Origin of the sequence: Streptomyces sp. Ag109_O5-10 (assembly GCF_900105755.1) — a bacterium.
Classification (GTDB): Bacteria; Actinomycetota; Actinomycetes; order Streptomycetales; family Streptomycetaceae; genus Streptomyces.
This window is the reverse complement of the sequence record NZ_FNTQ01000001.1, coordinates 4,696,577-4,713,543: the sequence shown is the minus strand read 5'-3', so window position 1 is coordinate 4,713,543 and position 16,967 is coordinate 4,696,577. Positions and strand designations below refer to the sequence as shown.

Below are 16,967 nucleotides of genomic sequence, written 5' to 3'. Positions count from 1 at the left end.
GTAACCATGAGCGCGCCGTACAACGGTGAAAGCGGCCAGGGCGCGGCCGGTTCGGGCTACCCCGAGCCGCCGCCGGAGCCCGGCCAGGTTCCGCCGCAGCACGCGGCTGACATGTACCTCCAGGACGCCTACGACCAGGACCCCTACCGGGCACGCGACCTCTCCGCCCAGGACCCGGTCGCGGAGGCGCTCTACGACCGTGCCGCGCACCCCCCGCCGGCTCCGGGCAGCTACCCGCAGCAGCCCCTGTACGGTCAGCCCGCCCAGTCGCCGTACGCCCCCGACCCTCAGGTGTGGGCCCAGACCCCGGCGCCGGAGCCGGACGGTGCGAGCCAGTACCTGCCGTACGGCGACAACCCGCGCACGACCCAGTTCGTGGGCGTGGACGACCTGGTCTCGCACTCCGGTGAGGAACGTCACGAGCCGGACGCCTTCGCGCACCTCTTCCGCGACCAGCAGCAGAGCGGCTACCGGAACCAGCAGCAGAACGGCTACCGGGACCCGCAGCAGGGCGGCGGTCAGCGCCCGCCGGAGTCCCCGGCGGTGCCGGGGCCGACGGCCGCCCCGGGCGGGCCCGCCCAGGTGCCGCCGTACCAGGCAGCGCCGACGCCACCGGCTGCCCCGACGGCCGCGATCGACCAGACCCTGAACCTCGGTGCCGTACCCGCCGCGGCCCCGCCGCCCGCCCCCGCGAAGAAGGGCGGAAAGGCCGCGGGCCTGCTCAAGTCGAGCGCCGTGATGGCGGCGGGCACGATGGTCTCCCGCCTCACCGGCTTCGTCCGCTCCGCGCTGATCGTCTCCGCACTGGGCGTCGGCCTGCTCGGCGACACCTTCCAGGTCGCCTACCAGCTGCCGACGATGATCTACATCCTGACCGTCGGCGGCGGCCTCAACTCCGTCTTCGTGCCGCAGCTGGTGCGGGCCATGAAGGAGGACGACGACGGCGGTGAGGCCTTCGCCAACCGCCTGCTGACCCTCGTCATGGTGGCGCTGGGCCTGCTCACCGCGGCCACCATCGCGGCCGCGCCCTTCCTCATCCGCCTGCTGTCCGACTCGGTCGCCAGCGACCCGGCGGCCAACCAGGTCGGCATCACCTTCGTCCGCTACTTCCTGCCCTCGATCTTCTTCATGGGCATCCACGTGGTGATGGGTCAGATCCTCAACGCGCGCGGCAAGTTCGGCGCGATGATGTGGACTCCCGTCCTCAACAACATCGTCATCATCGTCACCCTCGGCCTGTTCATCTGGGTCTACGGCACCGCCGCGCACTCCGGGATGAAGGTCACGAACATTCCGCCGGAGGGCCAGCGGCTGCTCGGCCTCGGCGTGCTGCTCGGCCTGGTGGTCCAGGCCCTGGCGATGATCCCCTACCTGCGCGAGACCGGGTTCCGGCTGCGGCTGCGCTTCGACTGGCGGGGCCACGGCCTCGGCAAGGCCGCGACCCTCGCCAAGTGGACCGTGCTGTTCGTCCTCGCCAACCAGGCGGGTGCGCTCGTCGTCTCCCAGCTGTCGACCTCGGCCGGCAAACATTCCCCGGTCGACGGCACCGGCTTCGCCGCCTACGCCAACGCACAGCTGATCTGGGGCCTGCCGCAGGCCATCATCACCGTCTCCCTGATGGCCGCCCTGCTGCCGCGGATCTCCCGCTCGGCCGCCGAGAACGACACGGGCGCCGTCCGCGACGACATCTCCCAGGGCCTCAGGACGACCGCCGTCGCGATCGTCCCCATCTCCTTCGGCTTCCTGGCCCTCGGCGTGCCGATGTGCACCCTGATCTTCGGCTCCTCGGGCATCAGCGAGGCCACCAACATGGGATTCATGCTGATGGCCTTCGCCCTCGGCCTGATCCCCTACTCGGTGCAGTACGTCGTCCTGCGCGCCTTCTACGCCTACGAAGACACCCGCACCCCCTTCTACAACACGGTCATCGTCGCGGCGGTCAACGCGGGTGCCTCGGTCGCCTGTTACGTGCTGCTCCCGGCCCGCTGGGCGGTGGCCGGCATGGCGGCCTCCTACGGCCTGGCCTACGCGATCGGCGTCGGAGTGGCCTGGCGGCGGCTGCGCAAGCGGCTCGGCGGCGACCTGGACGGCTCCCGCGTCACCCGCACCTATGCCAGGCTCTGCATCGCGTCCGTACCGGCCGCGCTGCTCAGTGGTGCGGCCTGCTACGGCATCGGCCACACTCTGGGGCAGGGCGTCATCGGTTCCTTCGCCTCGCTGCTGGCCGGCGGGGCGGTCCTGCTCGGCGTCTTCTACGTCGCCGCGCGCCGCATGCGCATCGAGGAGCTCAACTCCCTCGTGGGTATGGTGCGCGGGCGTCTGGGTCGCTGAGACGGGGGTAAGCGCACAACCATCGTTCGCCGCCGCGTGTCGTGCATAGCGGGGGACTGTGGGCACAATTGGTTTCGGCGTCGGACAGCGTGCAACGGATGGGGAGGCAGGAACGACGGTGGCGGAACGGAGCACGGCTGCCGTCGACGTGGCAGACAACAGCGGTGACAAGCCGCTGACCGCCAAGGCGGACCAGTCCACGGCCGACGGGGTGGCCAAGAACCCGGAGCGGGACACGGACAGCGACGAAGCACAGGGAAACGGCATGGCCGCGGGTGCTGAGAAGCAGGCCGCACCCCCTGAACTGCACAGCGGGCACAAGCTCGCCAGACGCTACCGTCTTGAGGAGTGCGTCACCCGTCTGGACGGATTCAGCAGTTGGCGTGCGGTCGACGAGAAACTTCGTCGCGCCGTCGGCGTCCACATCCTGCCCTCCGACCATCTGCGGACCCGTGCGGTGCTGGCCGCCGCCCGGTCCGCCGCGCTACTCGGGGATCCGCGTTTCGTACAGGTCCTGGACGCCGTCGAGGAGAACGACCTCGTCTACGTCGTCCACGAGTGGCTGCCGGACGCCACGGAGCTGACCGCGCTGCTCGCGGTCGGACCGCTGGAACCGCACGACGCCTACCAGATGGTCAGTCAGATCGCCTCCGCCATGGCGGCCGCGCACCGCGAGGGGCTGGCCCATCTCCGCCTGAACCCGAACGCCGTGCTGCGCACCTCCACCGGCCAGTGGCGCATCCGCGGCCTCGCGGTGAACGCGGCGCTGCGCGGGATCAGTTCCGACACCCCACAGCGCACCGACACCGAGGCGATCGGCGCCCTGCTGTACGCGACGCTGACCCAGCGCTGGCCGTACGAGAACGACGCCTACGGCCTGGCCGGGCTCCCCAAGGACGTCGGTCTGATCGCACCCGACCAGGTGCGTGCCGGCGTCCACCGCGGCCTGTCCGAGCTCGCCATGCGGGCCCTCGTCAACGACGGCGCCACCGCCTCCCGCCACGAGTCCGCCTGCACCACGCCGGAGGAGCTGGTGAAGGCGATCGGCGAGATGCCCCGCATCCGCCCGCCGGAGCCCGCGTTCACCGCGCCGCCCGAGTACCAGCGCACCACGTACCAGCAGGGCACCTACGGCCGCCCCACGCCGCCCGGCGTGACGCAGCCCATGCAGGCCCCGCCACCTCCGCTCCAGAGCCGCACCGGCAAGGCGCTGAAATGGGGCGTCTCGGCCCTCCTCATCGCCGCCCTGGGCCTGGGCAGCTGGCAGCTGGCGGACGCCCTGATGCACCAGGGCGACAAGTCCGACGACACCACCCACACCCAGACGACGGACGGCGGCGACAAGAACGGCGCCAGCTCGGCGCCGGCCGCAGCGATAAAGATCCAGAACGCACAGGAGTACGTCGCCACGGGCGAGGCCCAGCATCCGAACGACGTCAACAAGACGTACGACGGCAGCACCTCGACCTACTGGAGGACGAATACCTTCCTGAGCGGGCCGGAGCTGGCTCCGTACAAGCCGGGCGTGGGCATCGTCTACGACCTGGGCTCCGCCAGGGAACTCGCCACGGGAACCATCTCCCTTCGCTACTCTGGCGATCACACAACGGTCGCGCTGTACGCCGCCGACTCGCTGACCCCGGGCTCGATCAGCTCGATGACGAAGATCGGCAGCGTCACCACCACCGGGAACACCGCCACGGTGAAGGTCAGCAAGAAGGTGAAGAGCCAGTTCGTGCTCATGTGGATCACCGCCGTGCCGAATTCCGGAGCGGATCCCGACGCGTACGCACAGGCCGGCTACAAGCAGGCCGTCACCGAGGTGAAGTTCACCGGCTGACGTCTCACCGGCGGCACCGAAGGCGGAGGGGGCAGATGACGGAAGGCGCCGGAAACGGCGGAGTGAGCGATCAGGATCTGCTCGCCCGCCATGTGGAAGGCGACCCCGATGCCTTCGGTGAGATCGTGCGGCGACACCGGGACCGGCTCTGGGCGGTCGCCCTACGGACCCTGGGGGACCGTGAGGAGGCCGCTGACGCCGTCCAGGACGCCCTCGTATCCGCCTACCGGGCCGCCCACACCTTCCGCGGCCAGTCGGCCGTCACAACGTGGCTGCACCGGATCACGGTCAACGCCTGCCTCGACCGCGCCCGCAAGGCTGCCTCCCGCAAGACCGCCCCCGTCGACGACACCGAGCGGCTGGAGCAACTGCTGGAGCCGCATGAATCGGCCTCCGCTCCGGCCGAGCGGAACGATCTGCATCGTCAGCTCCTGGAAGCCCTCGGCACCCTGCCCCACGATCAGCGCGCCGCCCTTGTCCTGGTCGACATGCAGGGCTATCCGGTCGCCGAGGCGGCCCGGATCCTCGATGTCCCCACCGGGACGGTGAAGAGCCGCTGCGCTCGCGGCAGAGCCAGACTCCTGCCGCTGCTCACCCATCTACGGCCGGAAAACACCGCCGACGAGAACGACCCGGCGCCGGCACGGAACCGGACGGAGGGGACATCCGTCCCACCCGCAGCGGGGCCTCAGAACGAGGACCCCCAGGACACCGGGCCGAGTGATTCAGCCGCAGTGAAGGGCGGAGGTGGGCGACCGTGACGTCGACGACAGACACGGCCGGGCACCCGGACGTCGCCGAGATCTCCGACCTCGCCGAAGGTCTGCTACCACCCGCCCGGACGGAGGAAGTACGACAGCACCTGGACGGGTGCGAGCTCTGCACCGACGTCCAGACCTCGCTGGAGGAGATCCGGGGTCTGCTGGGCGCACTGCCGGATCCCCCGCAGATGCCGGTCGACGTCGCGGGCAGGATCGACGCCGCCCTCGCGGCCGAGGCTCTGCTCGACCTAACGGCATCCGTGGCACATGTTTCACGTGAAACATCGCCCCCAGAAACATCGCCTCGCGAGATGTCGCCCCCCGGAGTCCGTCCCGCTGGGCGCCCGAACGCCTCCGCCGGCCCCGGCCGCAAGGACCGCGGACGCGACCGTGGCCGACGCCGCCGCACCATCGCCCTCGGCACTGTGCTGACCGCAGCCGTCCTGGGCGCCGGTTCGTTCTTCCTCCATTCGCTCGGAGACAACGGAACGACGACCGCGCAGGGCAAGCCGACCAGCTCCGCCGGGAGCTTCTCCAAGGGCACCCTCCAGAGCCAGGTGCAGGATCTCCTCGGCACGAAGGCGAACACCCGGCGCGGCTCTCAGAAGCCCTTCGGTATCGAGTCTCAGCCCTCGGGAGCCGGCTCCACGGAAACCCCGTACACCACCCGGATCCAGCCCTCGGTACCTGTTCCGACGTGTGTCCGGTCAGGTATCAGCCAGACCGGCGATGTCATCGGCGCGAAGCAGGGGACGTACGAAGGGAAGGACGCCTTCCTCGTCGTTCTCCCCGATGCCTCCGACACCTCCCGGGTGACGGCCTTCATCGTCGACGCAACCTGTGACGGCAAGGCCTCCGCGTCTCCCGGCAAGGTCCTGCTGACGGAGTCCCTGGCGCGTCCCTGAGCCTCCGCCGGCAAGGCTCTCAGGCAGAGAACGCATCTCTTGGTCCGGCGCGGAAATCCGTACGGTAGGGGATCCCCGTGTGCCCGGGCACACCGGGAATGCGCGCCCCTTAGGATCCGTTGGGTGGGGTGAGAGCTTCTGAGGAGTTCCCACCGGTCGAATGACGTAGACCAGAGACGAGGAATCAAGCCGTGAGCGACGTCCGAAACGTGATCATCATCGGCTCCGGGCCCGCCGGCTACACGGCGGCGCTCTACACCGCGCGCGCGTCGCTGAAGCCCCTGGTGTTCGAGGGGGCCGTCACCGCAGGCGGTGCCCTCATGAACACCACCGACGTGGAGAACTTCCCGGGCTTCCGCGACGGCATCATGGGCCCCGAGCTCATGGACAACATGCGGGCGCAGGCCGAGCGCTTCGGTGCCGAACTGATTCCGGACGATGTCGTCTCTGTCGACCTGACCGGTGAGATCAAGACCGTCACCGACACTGCCGGCACGGTCCACAAGGCGAAGGCCGTCATCGTCGCTACCGGCTCCCAGCACCGCAAGCTCGGTCTGCCGAACGAGGACGCCCTCTCCGGACGCGGCGTCTCGTGGTGCGCCACGTGTGACGGGTTCTTCTTCAAGGACCAGGAGATCGCCGTGATCGGCGGTGGTGACACCGCGATGGAGGAGGCCACCTTCCTCTCCCGGTTCGCCAAGTCCGTGACGATCGTCCACCGCCGGGACACCCTGCGCGCCTCCAAGGCGATGCAGGAGCGTGCCTTCGGCGACCCGAAGATCAAGTTCGCCTGGGACAGCGAGATCGCCGAGGTGCAGGGCGACCAGAAGCTGGCCGGTCTGAAGCTGCGCAACGTCAAGACCGGCGAGCTCTCCGACCTGCCCGTGACCGGTCTGTTCATCGCGATCGGCCACGACCCGCGCACCGAGCTCTTCAAGGGCCAGCTGGACCTCGACGAGGAGGGCTACCTCAAGGTCGCCTCCCCGTCGACGCACACCAACGTGACGGGTGTCTTCGCCGCGGGTGACGTAGTGGACCACACCTACCGACAGGCGATCACCGCGGCCGGTACCGGATGTTCTGCCGCACTCGACGCTGAGCGTTACCTCGCCGCCCTCGCGGACGAGGAGAAGGCCGAGCCCGAGAAGACCTCCGTCTGATCTTTCCCCCTTCCGCCCCACCGCACGATCAAGTAAAGGAGCCCGCCGTGGCCGGCACCCTGAAGGCAGTAACCGACGCGACGTTCGACGAGGACGTCCTCAAGAGTGACAAGCCCGTCCTGGTGGACTTCTGGGCCGAGTGGTGCGGCCCGTGCCGCCAGATCGCCCCGTCGCTTGAGGCGATCGCCGCCGAGCACGGCGAGAAGATCGAGATCGTCAAGCTGAACATCGACGAGAACCCGGACACGGCGGCCAAGTACGGTGTCATGTCGATCCCGACCCTGAACGTCTACCAGGGTGGCGAGGTCGCCAAGACCATCGTCGGTGCCAAGCCGAAGGCAGCGCTTCTGCGCGACCTTGAGGACTTCATCGCTGAGTGATGTTTCACGTGAAACACGAATGGGCCAACCCCCCCGGGGTTGGCCCATTCGCTTTAGAGCGGTCGCAGCGCCGGTTCCTTCTGTACGGCCCCCAGAAGCCTGTCGAGCGCCAGCTCCACGTCTTCTTTCCAGGACAGCGTCGTCCGCAGCTCCAGCCGCAGCCGAGGATGCGAGGGGTGCTGCCGAACCGTCTTGAAGCCCACCGCCAGCAGATGATCGGCGGGGAGTAGGCAGGCCGGCTCCTTGTAGCGAGCGTCGCCGAATGCCTCGATCGCCTTGAAGCTCCGCCGCAGCAGATCCTTGGCGACCGTCTGCACCATCACGCGTCCGAGCCCCTGCCCCTGATAGCCGGGCATGATGAAGCCGGTCATGAGCTGCACGGCATCCGATGACACCGGGCTCGTCGGGAACGCTGTGGAGCGCGGGACGTAGGCGGGCGGAGCATAGAGCACAAAGCCCACCGGCACGTCGTCGACGTAGGCCACTCGGCCGCACGACCCCCAGTCGAGCAGAACGGCGGAGATCCAGGATTCCTTCTCCAGCGCGGCTGTACCCGATCTCACCGCTGCTTCGCTGCTGACGGGGTCCAGTTCCCAGAAGACACACGAGCGACAGCGCTGGGGAAGGTCCTGAAGGTTGTCCAGCGTGAGCGGTACGAGCCGACGCCCCATGAAGGCTGTTCCTCGCTTCCTTCGCCCGCAGCGTCGCGAGCGGCTGTCAGAGCGCTGCGTTCCCTGAGCAGACTGCCGAAGAAACCGACGGTCGCGCCCAGTCCCAGACCCGCGCTCACCAGTCCGGTGCGGCTCATCGATCGCATGGCCCCCGCCTCTCTCAGAGGTGCTGCCAGCTGCCAGGTGGATGCGCCATACCGAACGCATCGTATCCACACAGCGTTTCCATCGATACCGCCAGAAAGCAAAGAGCGGGCCGTGTTCCGGTACACATCGGACACGATCCGCTCTCTGGGCGCCGGGACGCCGACCGGGTGGGAGACACCCGGGGCGACTAGTCCTCGGGCTCCTCGGAGGCCGAGGAGTCGCCGTCATGGAGGCCTTGGTGCAGAGCCGGTCCCTCACCCGGGGCGAGGGTGCCGAGGATCCGCTCAAGGTCTTCCATGGAAGCGAACTCGACGGTGATCTTGCCCTTCTTCTGGCCCAGATCGACCTTCACCCGCGTCTCGAAGCGGTCCGAGAGCCGCGTGGCGAGGTCGGTCAGGGCCGGGGAGACCCGGGCACCGGCCCGCGGTCCCTTGGCACGTGTCGCCGTCTGGGGTCGCGAGCCCATGAGGGTCACGATCTCCTCGACGGCCCGCACCGAGAGGCCCTCGGCGACGATCCGGTGGGCCAGCCGGTCCTGCTCCTCCGAGTCGTCGACGGACAGCAGCGCCCGCGCGTGCCCGGCCGAGAGGACTCCGGCGGCCACCCGGCGCTGAACCGCCGGGGAGAGCTTCAGCAAGCGCAGGGTGTTGGAGACCTGCGGGCGAGAGCGGCCGATACGGTCGGCCAGCTGGTCATGCGTGCAGTTGAAGTCCTTCAGCAGCTGGTCGTAGGCGGCGGCCTCTTCCAGCGGGTTGAGCTGAGCGCGGTGCAGGTTCTCCAGCAACGCGTCCAGAAGGAGCTTCTCGTCGTCCGTCGCCCGGACGATCGCGGGGATCGCCTCCAGGCCGGCCTCACGGCAGGCCCGCCAGCGCCGCTCGCCCATGATGAGTTCGTAGCGGGAGGGACCCAGCTGCCGTACGACGACGGGCTGGAGAAGACCGACCTCCTGGATAGAGGTGACCAGCTCCTGCAGCGCGTCCTCGTCGAAGACCTCACGCGGCTGACGTGGGTTCGGCGTGATGTCGTCGAGAGGGATCTCCGCGAAGTGGGCGCCCATCGGAGGAGCAGGCGTCTCCGCATTTCCTCCCCCGACGCCGAACACCGAGGGTTCCTCGGTCTCATGTGAAACAGCCGGCAGCGTCGTCACCTTGGCCGCGGCAACGCCACGGTCGGTCGTCAGCACCGGAGCCGCGGCGGGGGACGGAACTGCCGCTCCCCCTACGGCCGTCTGGGCCGGGGTCATCTCGGTCGGGGCAGCTGGGATCAGTGCACCCAGACCACGACCCAGCCCCCTCCGTCGCTCACTCACTGGATCCCTTCCACCATGCTCGGGTTGGTCTGAGCGCCGATATGGGCCTGTGTCGGGTCGTAGCTGACCCCGACGCCCTTCAGCGCGATTTCTCGGGCCGCCTCAAGGTACGAGAGGGCACCGCTCGATCCAGGATCGTAGGTCAGTACCGTCTGCCCGTAGCTCGGCGCCTCGGAGATACGGACCGAGCGGGGAATGCTCGTCCGCAGCACCTCGTCGCCGAAGTGGCTGCGCACCTCGTCCGCGACCTGGGAGGCGAGACGCGTCCGGCCGTCGTACATGGTGAGCAGGATGGTCGACACGTGCAGGTTGGGGTTGAGGTGCCCCCGTACCAGGTCGACGTTGCGCAGCAGCTGGCCCAGGCCCTCCAGCGCGTAGTACTCGCACTGGATCGGGATGAGCACCTCTGCGCCCGCGACGAGCGCATTGACCGTCAGCAGGCCGAGCGAGGGCGGGCAGTCGATGAGGATGTAGTCCAGCGGCTGCTCGTACGCCTGGATCGCCCGCTGCAGCCGGCTCTCCCGCGCCACCAGGGACACCAGCTCGATCTCCGCACCGGCGAGATCGATCGTGGCGGGGGCACAGAAGAGACCCTCGACGTCCACCACCGGCTGGACGACCTCGGCCAGCGGCTTGCTCTCGACCAACACGTCATAGATGGACGGGACTTCGGCGTGATGGTCGATCCCCAGCGCAGTGGACGCATTGCCCTGTGGGTCGAGGTCGATCACCAGCACGCGGCCGCCGTGCAGAGCCAGGGACGCGGCAAGGTTGACGGTGGTCGTCGTCTTACCCACGCCACCCTTCTGGTTGGCGACCACGATGACTCTGGTCTGCTCCGGACGCGGCAGGCCTTCGCCGGCGCGGCCCAGAGCCTCCACCGCGAGTTGGGCAGCACGACCGATGGGAGTGTCGTCCATCGGAGGCGGTGTTTCACGTGAAACATCCGCCCCCATCGACTCGGTACGGGGACCGGGGACCGGATCGGTCATCGGTCCCGCGATGTTGGCGTCGGACCGCAAGGATTCACTCTCCTCGACTTCAGGCTCGCAATGAACAGAGCCTCCCATGTCTTCGGGGTCGTGAACCAGTGAGGCCTGGTGTTCTGTGGAGAAATCCACCTCTGTGGACAACTCCGTGCCCCGCAGGGAGGACGGAGCGTCACCAGAGGCCCCCTCTCTGAGGGATCCGAGGGGCTTTCGGTCGCGCGGTTCGGCCGCGGCGCGGCCCCGGCCGATGATGCCGTGTAGCAGTGAGCGACGTTTCACGTGAAACACGATGCACAGCGAGCGCTTCCGAAAAGCCGCGACACTCCGTCATGCGTAGGTTTGGCAGCTTGTGTGGAGTACGTCTGGTCGTCAGGACGGATCAGCGGCGCCTACGCGCCCTCCCCGTCCGGGCTGCCTTAGCCCGCTTGGCCGCGAAGCGCACACCGCCGGGGCTCTCCCCGACTTCCACACGGACGACCGTGGACAGCGGATCCACCACGCCCTCACCCACATGCAGGATGGACGTGGACACCGCACCGAGCTTGCTGAGCGCGGTGGCCGCGGCCTTCAGCTCCTCCTCCGCCGTGTCCCCCTTCAGGGCGAGCATCTCGCCGTAGGGACGCAGCAGCGGGACACCCCAGGTGGCCAGCCGGTCCAGCGGGGCCACGGCACGGGCCGTCACCACGTGGACCGGGGGCAGCTTGCCCATGACTTCCTCGGCGCGACCCCGCACCACGGTCACATGGTCCAGGCCGAGCAGCTCGACGACCTCGGTCAGGAAGTTGGTCCGTCGCAGCAGCGGTTCCAACAGGGTGATGTTGAGGTCCTCCCGGACCAGCGCGAGCGGAATGCCCGGCAGACCGGCTCCGGACCCCACGTCGCACACCGTCACCCCCTCGGGGACGGCCTCCGAGAGCACCGCGCAGTTCAGCAAGTGCCGCTCCCACAGACGGGGCACTTCCCGTGGGCCGATCAGACCACGCTGCACGCCTGCCTCGGCGAGCAGCTCCGCGTAGCGGACCGCATCGCCGAAGCGCTCGCCGAACACTTCCCGCGCCTGTTCGGGCGCCGGGGGGAGCTCCGCAGCCTCCGTCACGGGGACCGTCCTTCCGTACCGCGCCGGCGCTCCGCGCACCGGCCATCAGAACTACCAGGCTGACAAAGTTCGGCCCCGCCTGCTCAACAGACGGGGCCGGTCATGCGGGGGACCGCTCAGGCGGGCAGCACGACGACGAACCGCTGTGGCTCCTCGCCTTCCGACTCGCTGCGCAGCCCTGCGGACTTGACCGCGTCGTGCACGACCTTGCGCTCGAACGGGGTCATCGGCTTGAGCTTCACGGGCTCGCCGGTGCTCTTCACCTCGGCGGCGGCCTTGGCACCCAGCTCGGAGAGCTCGGCGCGCTTCTTGGCGCGGTAGCCCGCGATGTCGAGCATCAGCCGGCTGCGGTCACCGGTCTCCCGGTGCACGGCCAGGCGGGTCAGCTCCTGGAGCGCCTCCAGCACCTCGCCGTCGCGGCCGACCAGCTTCTGCAGGTCGCGGCCGCCCAAGTCGCTGATGATCGACACGGACGCGCGGTCTGCCTCGACATCCATGTCGATGTCGCCGTCCAGGTCGGCGATGTCCAGCAGGCCTTCGAGGTAGTCCGCCGCGATCTCGCCCTCCTGCTCCAGGCGGGTCAGGGTGTCTGCACCCTCGGCAGCGGCGGAGGTGGTGGTGCCTTCCGTCACGGGATGGACTCCTTCTTACTTCTTGGACGGGGACTTGGGGCGCTGCGGACCGCCCTTGCGCTGACCGGACTGGGCCCTGCTGCGGCCGTTGGAACCGCCCTTCGGGGCCTGCTTCGCGGTCGGCTTGGCGTCCTGAGGCTCGTCGGACTTCTCCAGCGAGGTCGTCTTGCTCTCCGAAGCCGACTGGTCCGAGGAGGCCGATGCGTCCGAGGCAGCCGACGGATCCGAGGTGGAGTCGCCGCCCGCCTTCGCTGCGCCGGACTGCCGCTGGGCCTTGGTCTGGCGCTTGGGCTGCTGGCGCCGTGCGGCACCGGAGGTCGTGGTGACGCCGTCCTCGGTCTGCCCGACGGCCTGGGCCTCGCCCTTCGCCACGGTGCCGTCGGCCTGGGCCACGAGGCCGGCCTTGGTCAGCGCGTTGATGAACGAGCGCTCGAACTCATTGCGGTCCCGGCCCTTGGCGACGATCGCCTTGACGATGGTCTTCTCGCTGCGCCGACGGGTCTTTCCGTGGTGCGTGACGTGCTTGGTGAGGCGCTCCAGGTAGGCGGCCTGGGCCTTGGAACCGGGGGTCGGGTTGTTGCGGATGACGTACATCTGCTGGCCCATGGTCCACACGTTGGTGGTCAGCCAGTAGACGAGGACGCCGACCGGGAAGTTGATACCGAAGACGGCGAACATGACCGGGAAGACGTACATCAGCATCTTCTGCTGCTGCATGAACGGCGTCTTCACCGTGGTGTCGACGTTCTTCGTCATCAGCTGGCGCTGCGTGTAGAACTGCGACGCCGACATCAGGACGATCATGACCGCGGTGACGACCCGGACGTCCGTGAGGGAGGCGCCGAGCGCCTCCACCTTCGAGGATCCGTCCGTGAACTTCGCGGCGAGCGGTGCCCCGAAGATGTGGGCCTTACGAGCGCTGGCCAGCAGCGACTCGTTGATGACGCCGATCGTTGAGCCCGTGGCGATGCCGTTGAGCACGTGGTACAGGGCGAAGAAGAACGGCGACTGCGCCAGGATGGGAAGGCACGAGGAGAGCGGGTTGGTACCCGACTCCTTGTACAGCTTCATCATCTCTTCGGACTGGCGCTGCTTGTCGTTCTTGTAGCGCTCCTGGATCTTCTTCATCTCGGGCTGGAGCGTCTGCATGGCCCGGGTCGCCTTGATCTGCTTCACGAAGAGCGGGATCAGGCAGATGCGGATCAGGATCACCAGGGACACGATGGACAGGCCCCAGGCCCAGCCCGTGTCAGGACCGAAGATCTTCCCGTACACCGAGTGGAACTGGACGATGACCCATGAGACGGGTGTCGTGATGAAGCTGAACAGGCTGGCAATCGTGTCCACTAATCATGCTCCTTGGGCATGGGACGAAGTCTCTGCGGCCGGGCTCGAAGGAAGCTCGGAGGGAGGCTTCTCCTCGGTGGCCGGTTCGGCGGCGGAGGGCCCGCCCCTGCGTGCACGCCAGGCGTCACGCAGCATTTCGTGCCACCGCGGGCGCTTGCGCGGCGGAACATGGTCCACACCGCCGAGCGACCACGGATTGCACCGCAGGATGCGCCAGGCCGTGAGTGCCGTGCCCTTGATCGCACCGTGCCGGTCGATGGCCGTGTAGCCGTAGTGGGAGCACGACGGGTAGTACTTGCACACCGGCCCCAGCAGCGGACTGATCGTCCACTGGTACAGCTTGATCAGAGCCAGCAGCGGGTACTTCATCGCGCGCCCCCTCCCAGCAGCCGCTCGATGGCGGCATCCAGGTCTCGGGCCAGCTGTGCATGGTCGGCGTCGCCCGCTCCGGGCAGCGCTCGTACGACTACCAGGCTACCGGGGGGGAACAGGGCGACTCGCTCACGCATCAGATGGCGCAGTCTGCGCTTCACTGTGTTGCGCACAACGGCACCACCCACGGTCTTGCTCACGACGAAACCCGCACGCGTCGGGGGAGCGCTCTCCCCAGGCGCGTGCGGGTCCGTGGCACCGCTACGAAGGTGGACGACGAGGGACGGGCGGCCTGCCCGGCGACCCCGTCGTACCGCGGTCGCGAAGTCCTCGCGCCGCCTCAGCCGATGCTCGGTAGGCAGCACGACGTCATGACCTGATCGGGATCAGGCGGACAGGCTGGCGCGACCCTTGGCACGACGGTTCGCGAGAATCGCGCGGCCGGCACGGGTGCGCATCCGCAGGCGGAAGCCGTGGGTCTTCGCGCGACGACGGTTGTTCGGCTGGAAGGTGCGCTTGCTCACTCGGGGGCTCCAGAAATCAATCGGTGGTGGCGGGTGCCGTCCTGGCTGTCACCGTGCGCCCACGAGTAGCTCGCATCACGCCCGAGTGCACCGCTTCCCGATCACCTTCAGCGATCTGTGCCCATCGGAGGCAGGCGGCAGCAGCCATCGACAACTCGACCTGGTTACGGTACGCGGGGCTACGCCATTCGGTCAAACCAGCAGTGACCGAGAGACACTATCCACAGGCTGGGGACAACAACTTGAACCGCACCCGCCACGCTGACTACCGTGGCTGAACTCCGATTCGTTCCTTTATCCCCGCCCGACCCGATATTCATCCCGACCCGTCCTCGAACCACACGTTCGTGGGACCTGTGAGAGAGCGTGCCCTGTGGCTGACGTACCTGCCGATCTTGCCGCAGTGTGGCCACGAGTACTGGAGCAGCTCCTGGGCGAGGGCCGCGGTCAGGGTGTGGAGGCGAAGGACGAGCACTGGATCAGGCGCTGTCAGCCGCTCGCGCTGGTGGCGGACACCGCCCTCCTCGCCGTACCGAACGAATTCGCGAAGAACGTACTGGAGGGCCGTCTCGCACCGATCGTCAGCGAGACCCTGAGCCGCGAGTGCGGGCGCCCGATCCGGATCGCGATCACCGTGGACGAGTCCGCGGGCGAGCCCCCGGCCCCGCCGGCGCCCCCTGTGCAGAAACAGCGCTACGACGAGCCGGAGTCCCCGTCTTCGCAGTACGACGGCGGCGGGTACGGCCGCCACCGCGCCGAGCAGCTGCCGGACCGGGACGGCCGCGACCAGCTCCCCACCGCCCGCCCCGCCTACCCCTCCGAGTACCAGCGCCCCGAGCCCGGCGCCTGGCCGCGCCCCGGCCAGGACGAGTACAGCTGGCAGCAGCCGCGGCTGGGCTTCCCGGAGCGCGACCCGTATGCCTCGCCGTCCCAGGACACGTACCGCTCGGACGGCTACGGCGGCCAGGACTCGTACGCCCAGGAGTACCGCCCGCAGCAGCCGCTGGACCGGCCCCCGTACGAGCAGCAGCGCGCGGAGTACGAACCGCCGCGCCCTGATTACGAGCGGCCCGACTACGAGCGCTCCGAGTACGAGCGGCCTGTCCACGACCGCTCCGAGTACGAGCGGCCTGCCCACGACCGCTCCGAGTACGAGCGGCCCGCCCACGACCGCTCCGACTACGACCGGGACTCCGGGCGCCGTGAGCTGGGCGACCCCTCGGGTGGCCCGGGCCAGGGCCAGGGCCACCGCGGCGGTACCGGACGGCCGGACCTGCCGAGTGCCGGCGGCCCCGGGCCGCTGGGCGCGAAGCCCGCGCCGGCCGGCGGCCCCGGTGAGCCGACCGCCCGCCTGAACCCGAAGTACCTCTTCGACACGTTCGTCATCGGCGCGTCCAACCGCTTCGCGCACGCCGCCGCGGTCGCCGTCGCCGAGGCGCCCGCGAAGGCGTACAACCCCCTCTTCATCTACGGGGAGTCGGGACTCGGCAAGACGCACCTGCTGCACGCGATCGGGCACTACGCGCGGAGCCTCTACCCCGGCACGCGCGTGCGGTACGTGAGCTCGGAGGAGTTCACCAACGAGTTCATCAACTCCATCCGCGACGGCAAGGGCGACAGCTTCCGCAAGCGCTACCGCGAGATGGACATCCTGCTCGTCGACGACATCCAGTTCCTCGCGGACAAGGAGTCGACGCAGGAGGAGTTCTTCCACACCTTCAACACGCTCCACAACGCGAACAAGCAGATCGTGCTCTCCAGCGACCGGCCGCCCAAGCAGCTGGTCACGCTGGAGGACCGGCTGCGGAACCGGTTCGAGTGGGGCCTGATCACCGACGTCCAGCCGCCTGAACTGGAGACGCGGATCGCGATCCTCCGCAAGAAGGCGGTGCAGGAGCAGCTGAACGCCCCGCCGGAGGTGCTGGAGTTCATCGCCTCCCGCATCTCGCGCAACATCCGTGAGCTGGAGGGCGCGCTGATCCGGGTGACGGCGTTCGCGTCGCTCAACCGGCAGCCGGTCGATCTCGGGCTGACCGAGATCGTGCTGAAGGACCTGATCCCCGGCGGGCAGGACTCCACTCCGGAGATCAGCGCGACGGCGATCATGGCGGCGACCGCGGACTACTTCGGGCTCACGGTCGAGGACCTGTGCGGGAGCTCGCGCGGGCGGCAGCTGGTCACGGCGCGGCAGATCGCCATGTACCTGTGCCGGGAGCTGACGGATCTGTCGCTGCCGAAGATCGGGGCGCAGTTCGGGAACCGGGACCACACGACCGTGATGCACGCCGACCGGAAGATCCGGGCGCTGATGGCGGAGCGGCGGTCGATCTACAACCAGGTCACCGAGCTGACCAACCGCATCAAGAACGGGTAGCGGCGGCGGCACGTCCGACGCTTCCACGGCGTGCAGGGCGCCCTTGGGAGAGATCCCGGGGCGCCTTTTCGCGTTCTGGGGTGGCCCAGGATGTGGCCTGCCGCGGGCCCGGCGGGGGCTTGGCACGCA

At 68.8% G+C, this 16,967-nt stretch carries 16 protein-coding genes; 7 read left to right on the top strand and 9 right to left on the bottom strand.

Features of this window, described 5'->3' with window-relative positions; all coding sequences use genetic code 11:
* Window positions 1–6 precede the first annotated feature (6 nt).
* The 6 genes from murJ (at window position 7) to trxA (ending at window position 7,377) form a co-directional block, all read left to right on the top strand.
* Window positions 7–2,331, top strand: coding sequence for a murein biosynthesis integral membrane protein MurJ (murJ, locus tag BLW82_RS21535; RefSeq protein ID WP_093500850.1), 2,325 nt, complete (start codon window positions 7–9; stop codon window positions 2,329–2,331).
* 118 nt (window positions 2,332–2,449) lie between these two features.
* Complete coding sequence (locus tag BLW82_RS21530) at window positions 2,450–4,171, top strand: protein kinase family protein (RefSeq protein WP_093500849.1); 1,722 nt, start codon at window positions 2,450–2,452, stop codon at window positions 4,169–4,171.
* Between the two features lie 35 nt (window positions 4,172–4,206).
* The gene (gene sigM / locus BLW82_RS21525; protein ID WP_093500847.1) at window positions 4,207–4,932 is read left to right on the top strand and encodes an RNA polymerase sigma factor SigM; all 726 of its coding nucleotides are present in this window, start codon (window positions 4,207–4,209) and stop codon (window positions 4,930–4,932) included.
* Entirely contained in the window at window positions 4,929–5,837 is a 909-nt protein-coding gene (locus tag BLW82_RS21520) for an anti-sigma factor family protein (protein ID WP_093500845.1), read from the top strand. The genes sigM and BLW82_RS21520 overlap by 4 nt, the downstream gene beginning before the upstream one ends.
* Window positions 5,838–6,028: 191 nt before the next feature.
* Window positions 6,029–6,997, top strand: coding sequence for a thioredoxin-disulfide reductase (gene trxB / locus BLW82_RS21515; protein ID WP_093500843.1), 969 nt, complete (start codon window positions 6,029–6,031; stop codon window positions 6,995–6,997).
* A 47-nt stretch (window positions 6,998–7,044) separates the two neighbouring features.
* Window positions 7,045–7,377, top strand: a complete 333-nt coding sequence (gene trxA / locus BLW82_RS21510) for a thioredoxin (protein WP_093500841.1) — start codon at window positions 7,045–7,047, stop codon at window positions 7,375–7,377.
* 53 nt (window positions 7,378–7,430) lie between these two features.
* On the opposite strand, the gene BLW82_RS21505 is transcribed toward trxA, so the two are convergent.
* From BLW82_RS21505 to rpmH, 9 genes are all read right to left on the bottom strand, one after another.
* Window positions 7,431–8,048: a GNAT family N-acetyltransferase gene (locus tag BLW82_RS21505; RefSeq protein WP_093500839.1), complete on the bottom strand. Its 618-nt coding sequence runs from the start codon at window positions 8,046–8,048 to the stop codon at window positions 7,431–7,433.
* A gap of 334 nt (window positions 8,049–8,382) precedes the next feature.
* Window positions 8,383–9,504, bottom strand: coding sequence for a ParB/RepB/Spo0J family partition protein (locus BLW82_RS21500; protein WP_093500837.1), 1,122 nt, complete (start codon window positions 9,502–9,504; stop codon window positions 8,383–8,385).
* On the bottom strand, window positions 9,501–10,574 hold the full coding sequence (locus BLW82_RS21495) for a ParA family protein (protein WP_093508184.1): 1,074 nt from the start codon (window positions 10,572–10,574) through the stop codon (window positions 9,501–9,503). Before BLW82_RS21495 ends, BLW82_RS21500 begins: the two co-directional genes overlap by 4 nt.
* Before the next feature lie 298 nt (window positions 10,575–10,872).
* Window positions 10,873–11,589, bottom strand: coding sequence for a 16S rRNA (guanine(527)-N(7))-methyltransferase RsmG (gene rsmG, locus BLW82_RS21490; RefSeq protein ID WP_093500835.1), 717 nt, complete (start codon window positions 11,587–11,589; stop codon window positions 10,873–10,875).
* Window positions 11,590–11,705: 116 nt separating this feature from the next.
* On the bottom strand, window positions 11,706–12,221 hold the full coding sequence (locus tag BLW82_RS21485; protein ID WP_093500832.1) for a Jag family protein: 516 nt from the start codon (window positions 12,219–12,221) through the stop codon (window positions 11,706–11,708).
* 15 nt (window positions 12,222–12,236) lie between these two features.
* Complete coding sequence (yidC, locus tag BLW82_RS21480) at window positions 12,237–13,568, bottom strand: membrane protein insertase YidC (RefSeq protein ID WP_093500830.1); 1,332 nt, start codon at window positions 13,566–13,568, stop codon at window positions 12,237–12,239.
* A gap of 3 nt (window positions 13,569–13,571) precedes the next feature.
* The gene (gene yidD, locus BLW82_RS21475) at window positions 13,572–13,937 is read right to left on the bottom strand and encodes a membrane protein insertion efficiency factor YidD (protein WP_093500828.1); all 366 of its coding nucleotides are present in this window, start codon (window positions 13,935–13,937) and stop codon (window positions 13,572–13,574) included.
* The gene (gene rnpA, locus BLW82_RS21470; protein WP_093500826.1) at window positions 13,934–14,305 is read right to left on the bottom strand and encodes a ribonuclease P protein component; all 372 of its coding nucleotides are present in this window, start codon (window positions 14,303–14,305) and stop codon (window positions 13,934–13,936) included. Before rnpA ends, yidD begins: the two co-directional genes overlap by 4 nt.
* Window positions 14,306–14,326: 21 nt before the next feature.
* Entirely contained in the window at window positions 14,327–14,464 is a 138-nt protein-coding gene (gene rpmH, locus BLW82_RS21465) for a 50S ribosomal protein L34 (protein ID WP_015659252.1), read from the bottom strand.
* A gap of 373 nt (window positions 14,465–14,837) precedes the next feature.
* Between rpmH and dnaA the strand changes: the two genes are divergently transcribed.
* Complete coding sequence (dnaA, locus tag BLW82_RS21460) at window positions 14,838–16,838, top strand: chromosomal replication initiator protein DnaA (RefSeq protein WP_093500824.1); 2,001 nt, start codon at window positions 14,838–14,840, stop codon at window positions 16,836–16,838.
* Window positions 16,839–16,967 lie beyond the last annotated feature (129 nt).

Excerpts from the sequence above, each read along its gene's own strand:
- yidD (WP_093500828.1), bottom strand. The coding sequence starts at position 13,937 with ATGAAGTACCCGCTGCTGGCTCTGATCAAGCTGTACCAGTGGACGATC.
- BLW82_RS21495 (WP_093508184.1), bottom strand. The coding sequence starts at position 10,574 with ATGGGAGGCTCTGTTCATTGCGAGCCTGAAGTCGAGGAGAGTGAATCC.
- murJ (WP_093500850.1), top strand. The coding sequence starts at position 7 with ATGAGCGCGCCGTACAACGGTGAAAGCGGCCAGGGCGCGGCCGGTTCG.
- BLW82_RS21505 (WP_093500839.1), bottom strand. The coding sequence starts at position 8,048 with ATGGGGCGTCGGCTCGTACCGCTCACGCTGGACAACCTTCAGGACCTT.
- sigM (WP_093500847.1), top strand. The coding sequence starts at position 4,207 with ATGACGGAAGGCGCCGGAAACGGCGGAGTGAGCGATCAGGATCTGCTC.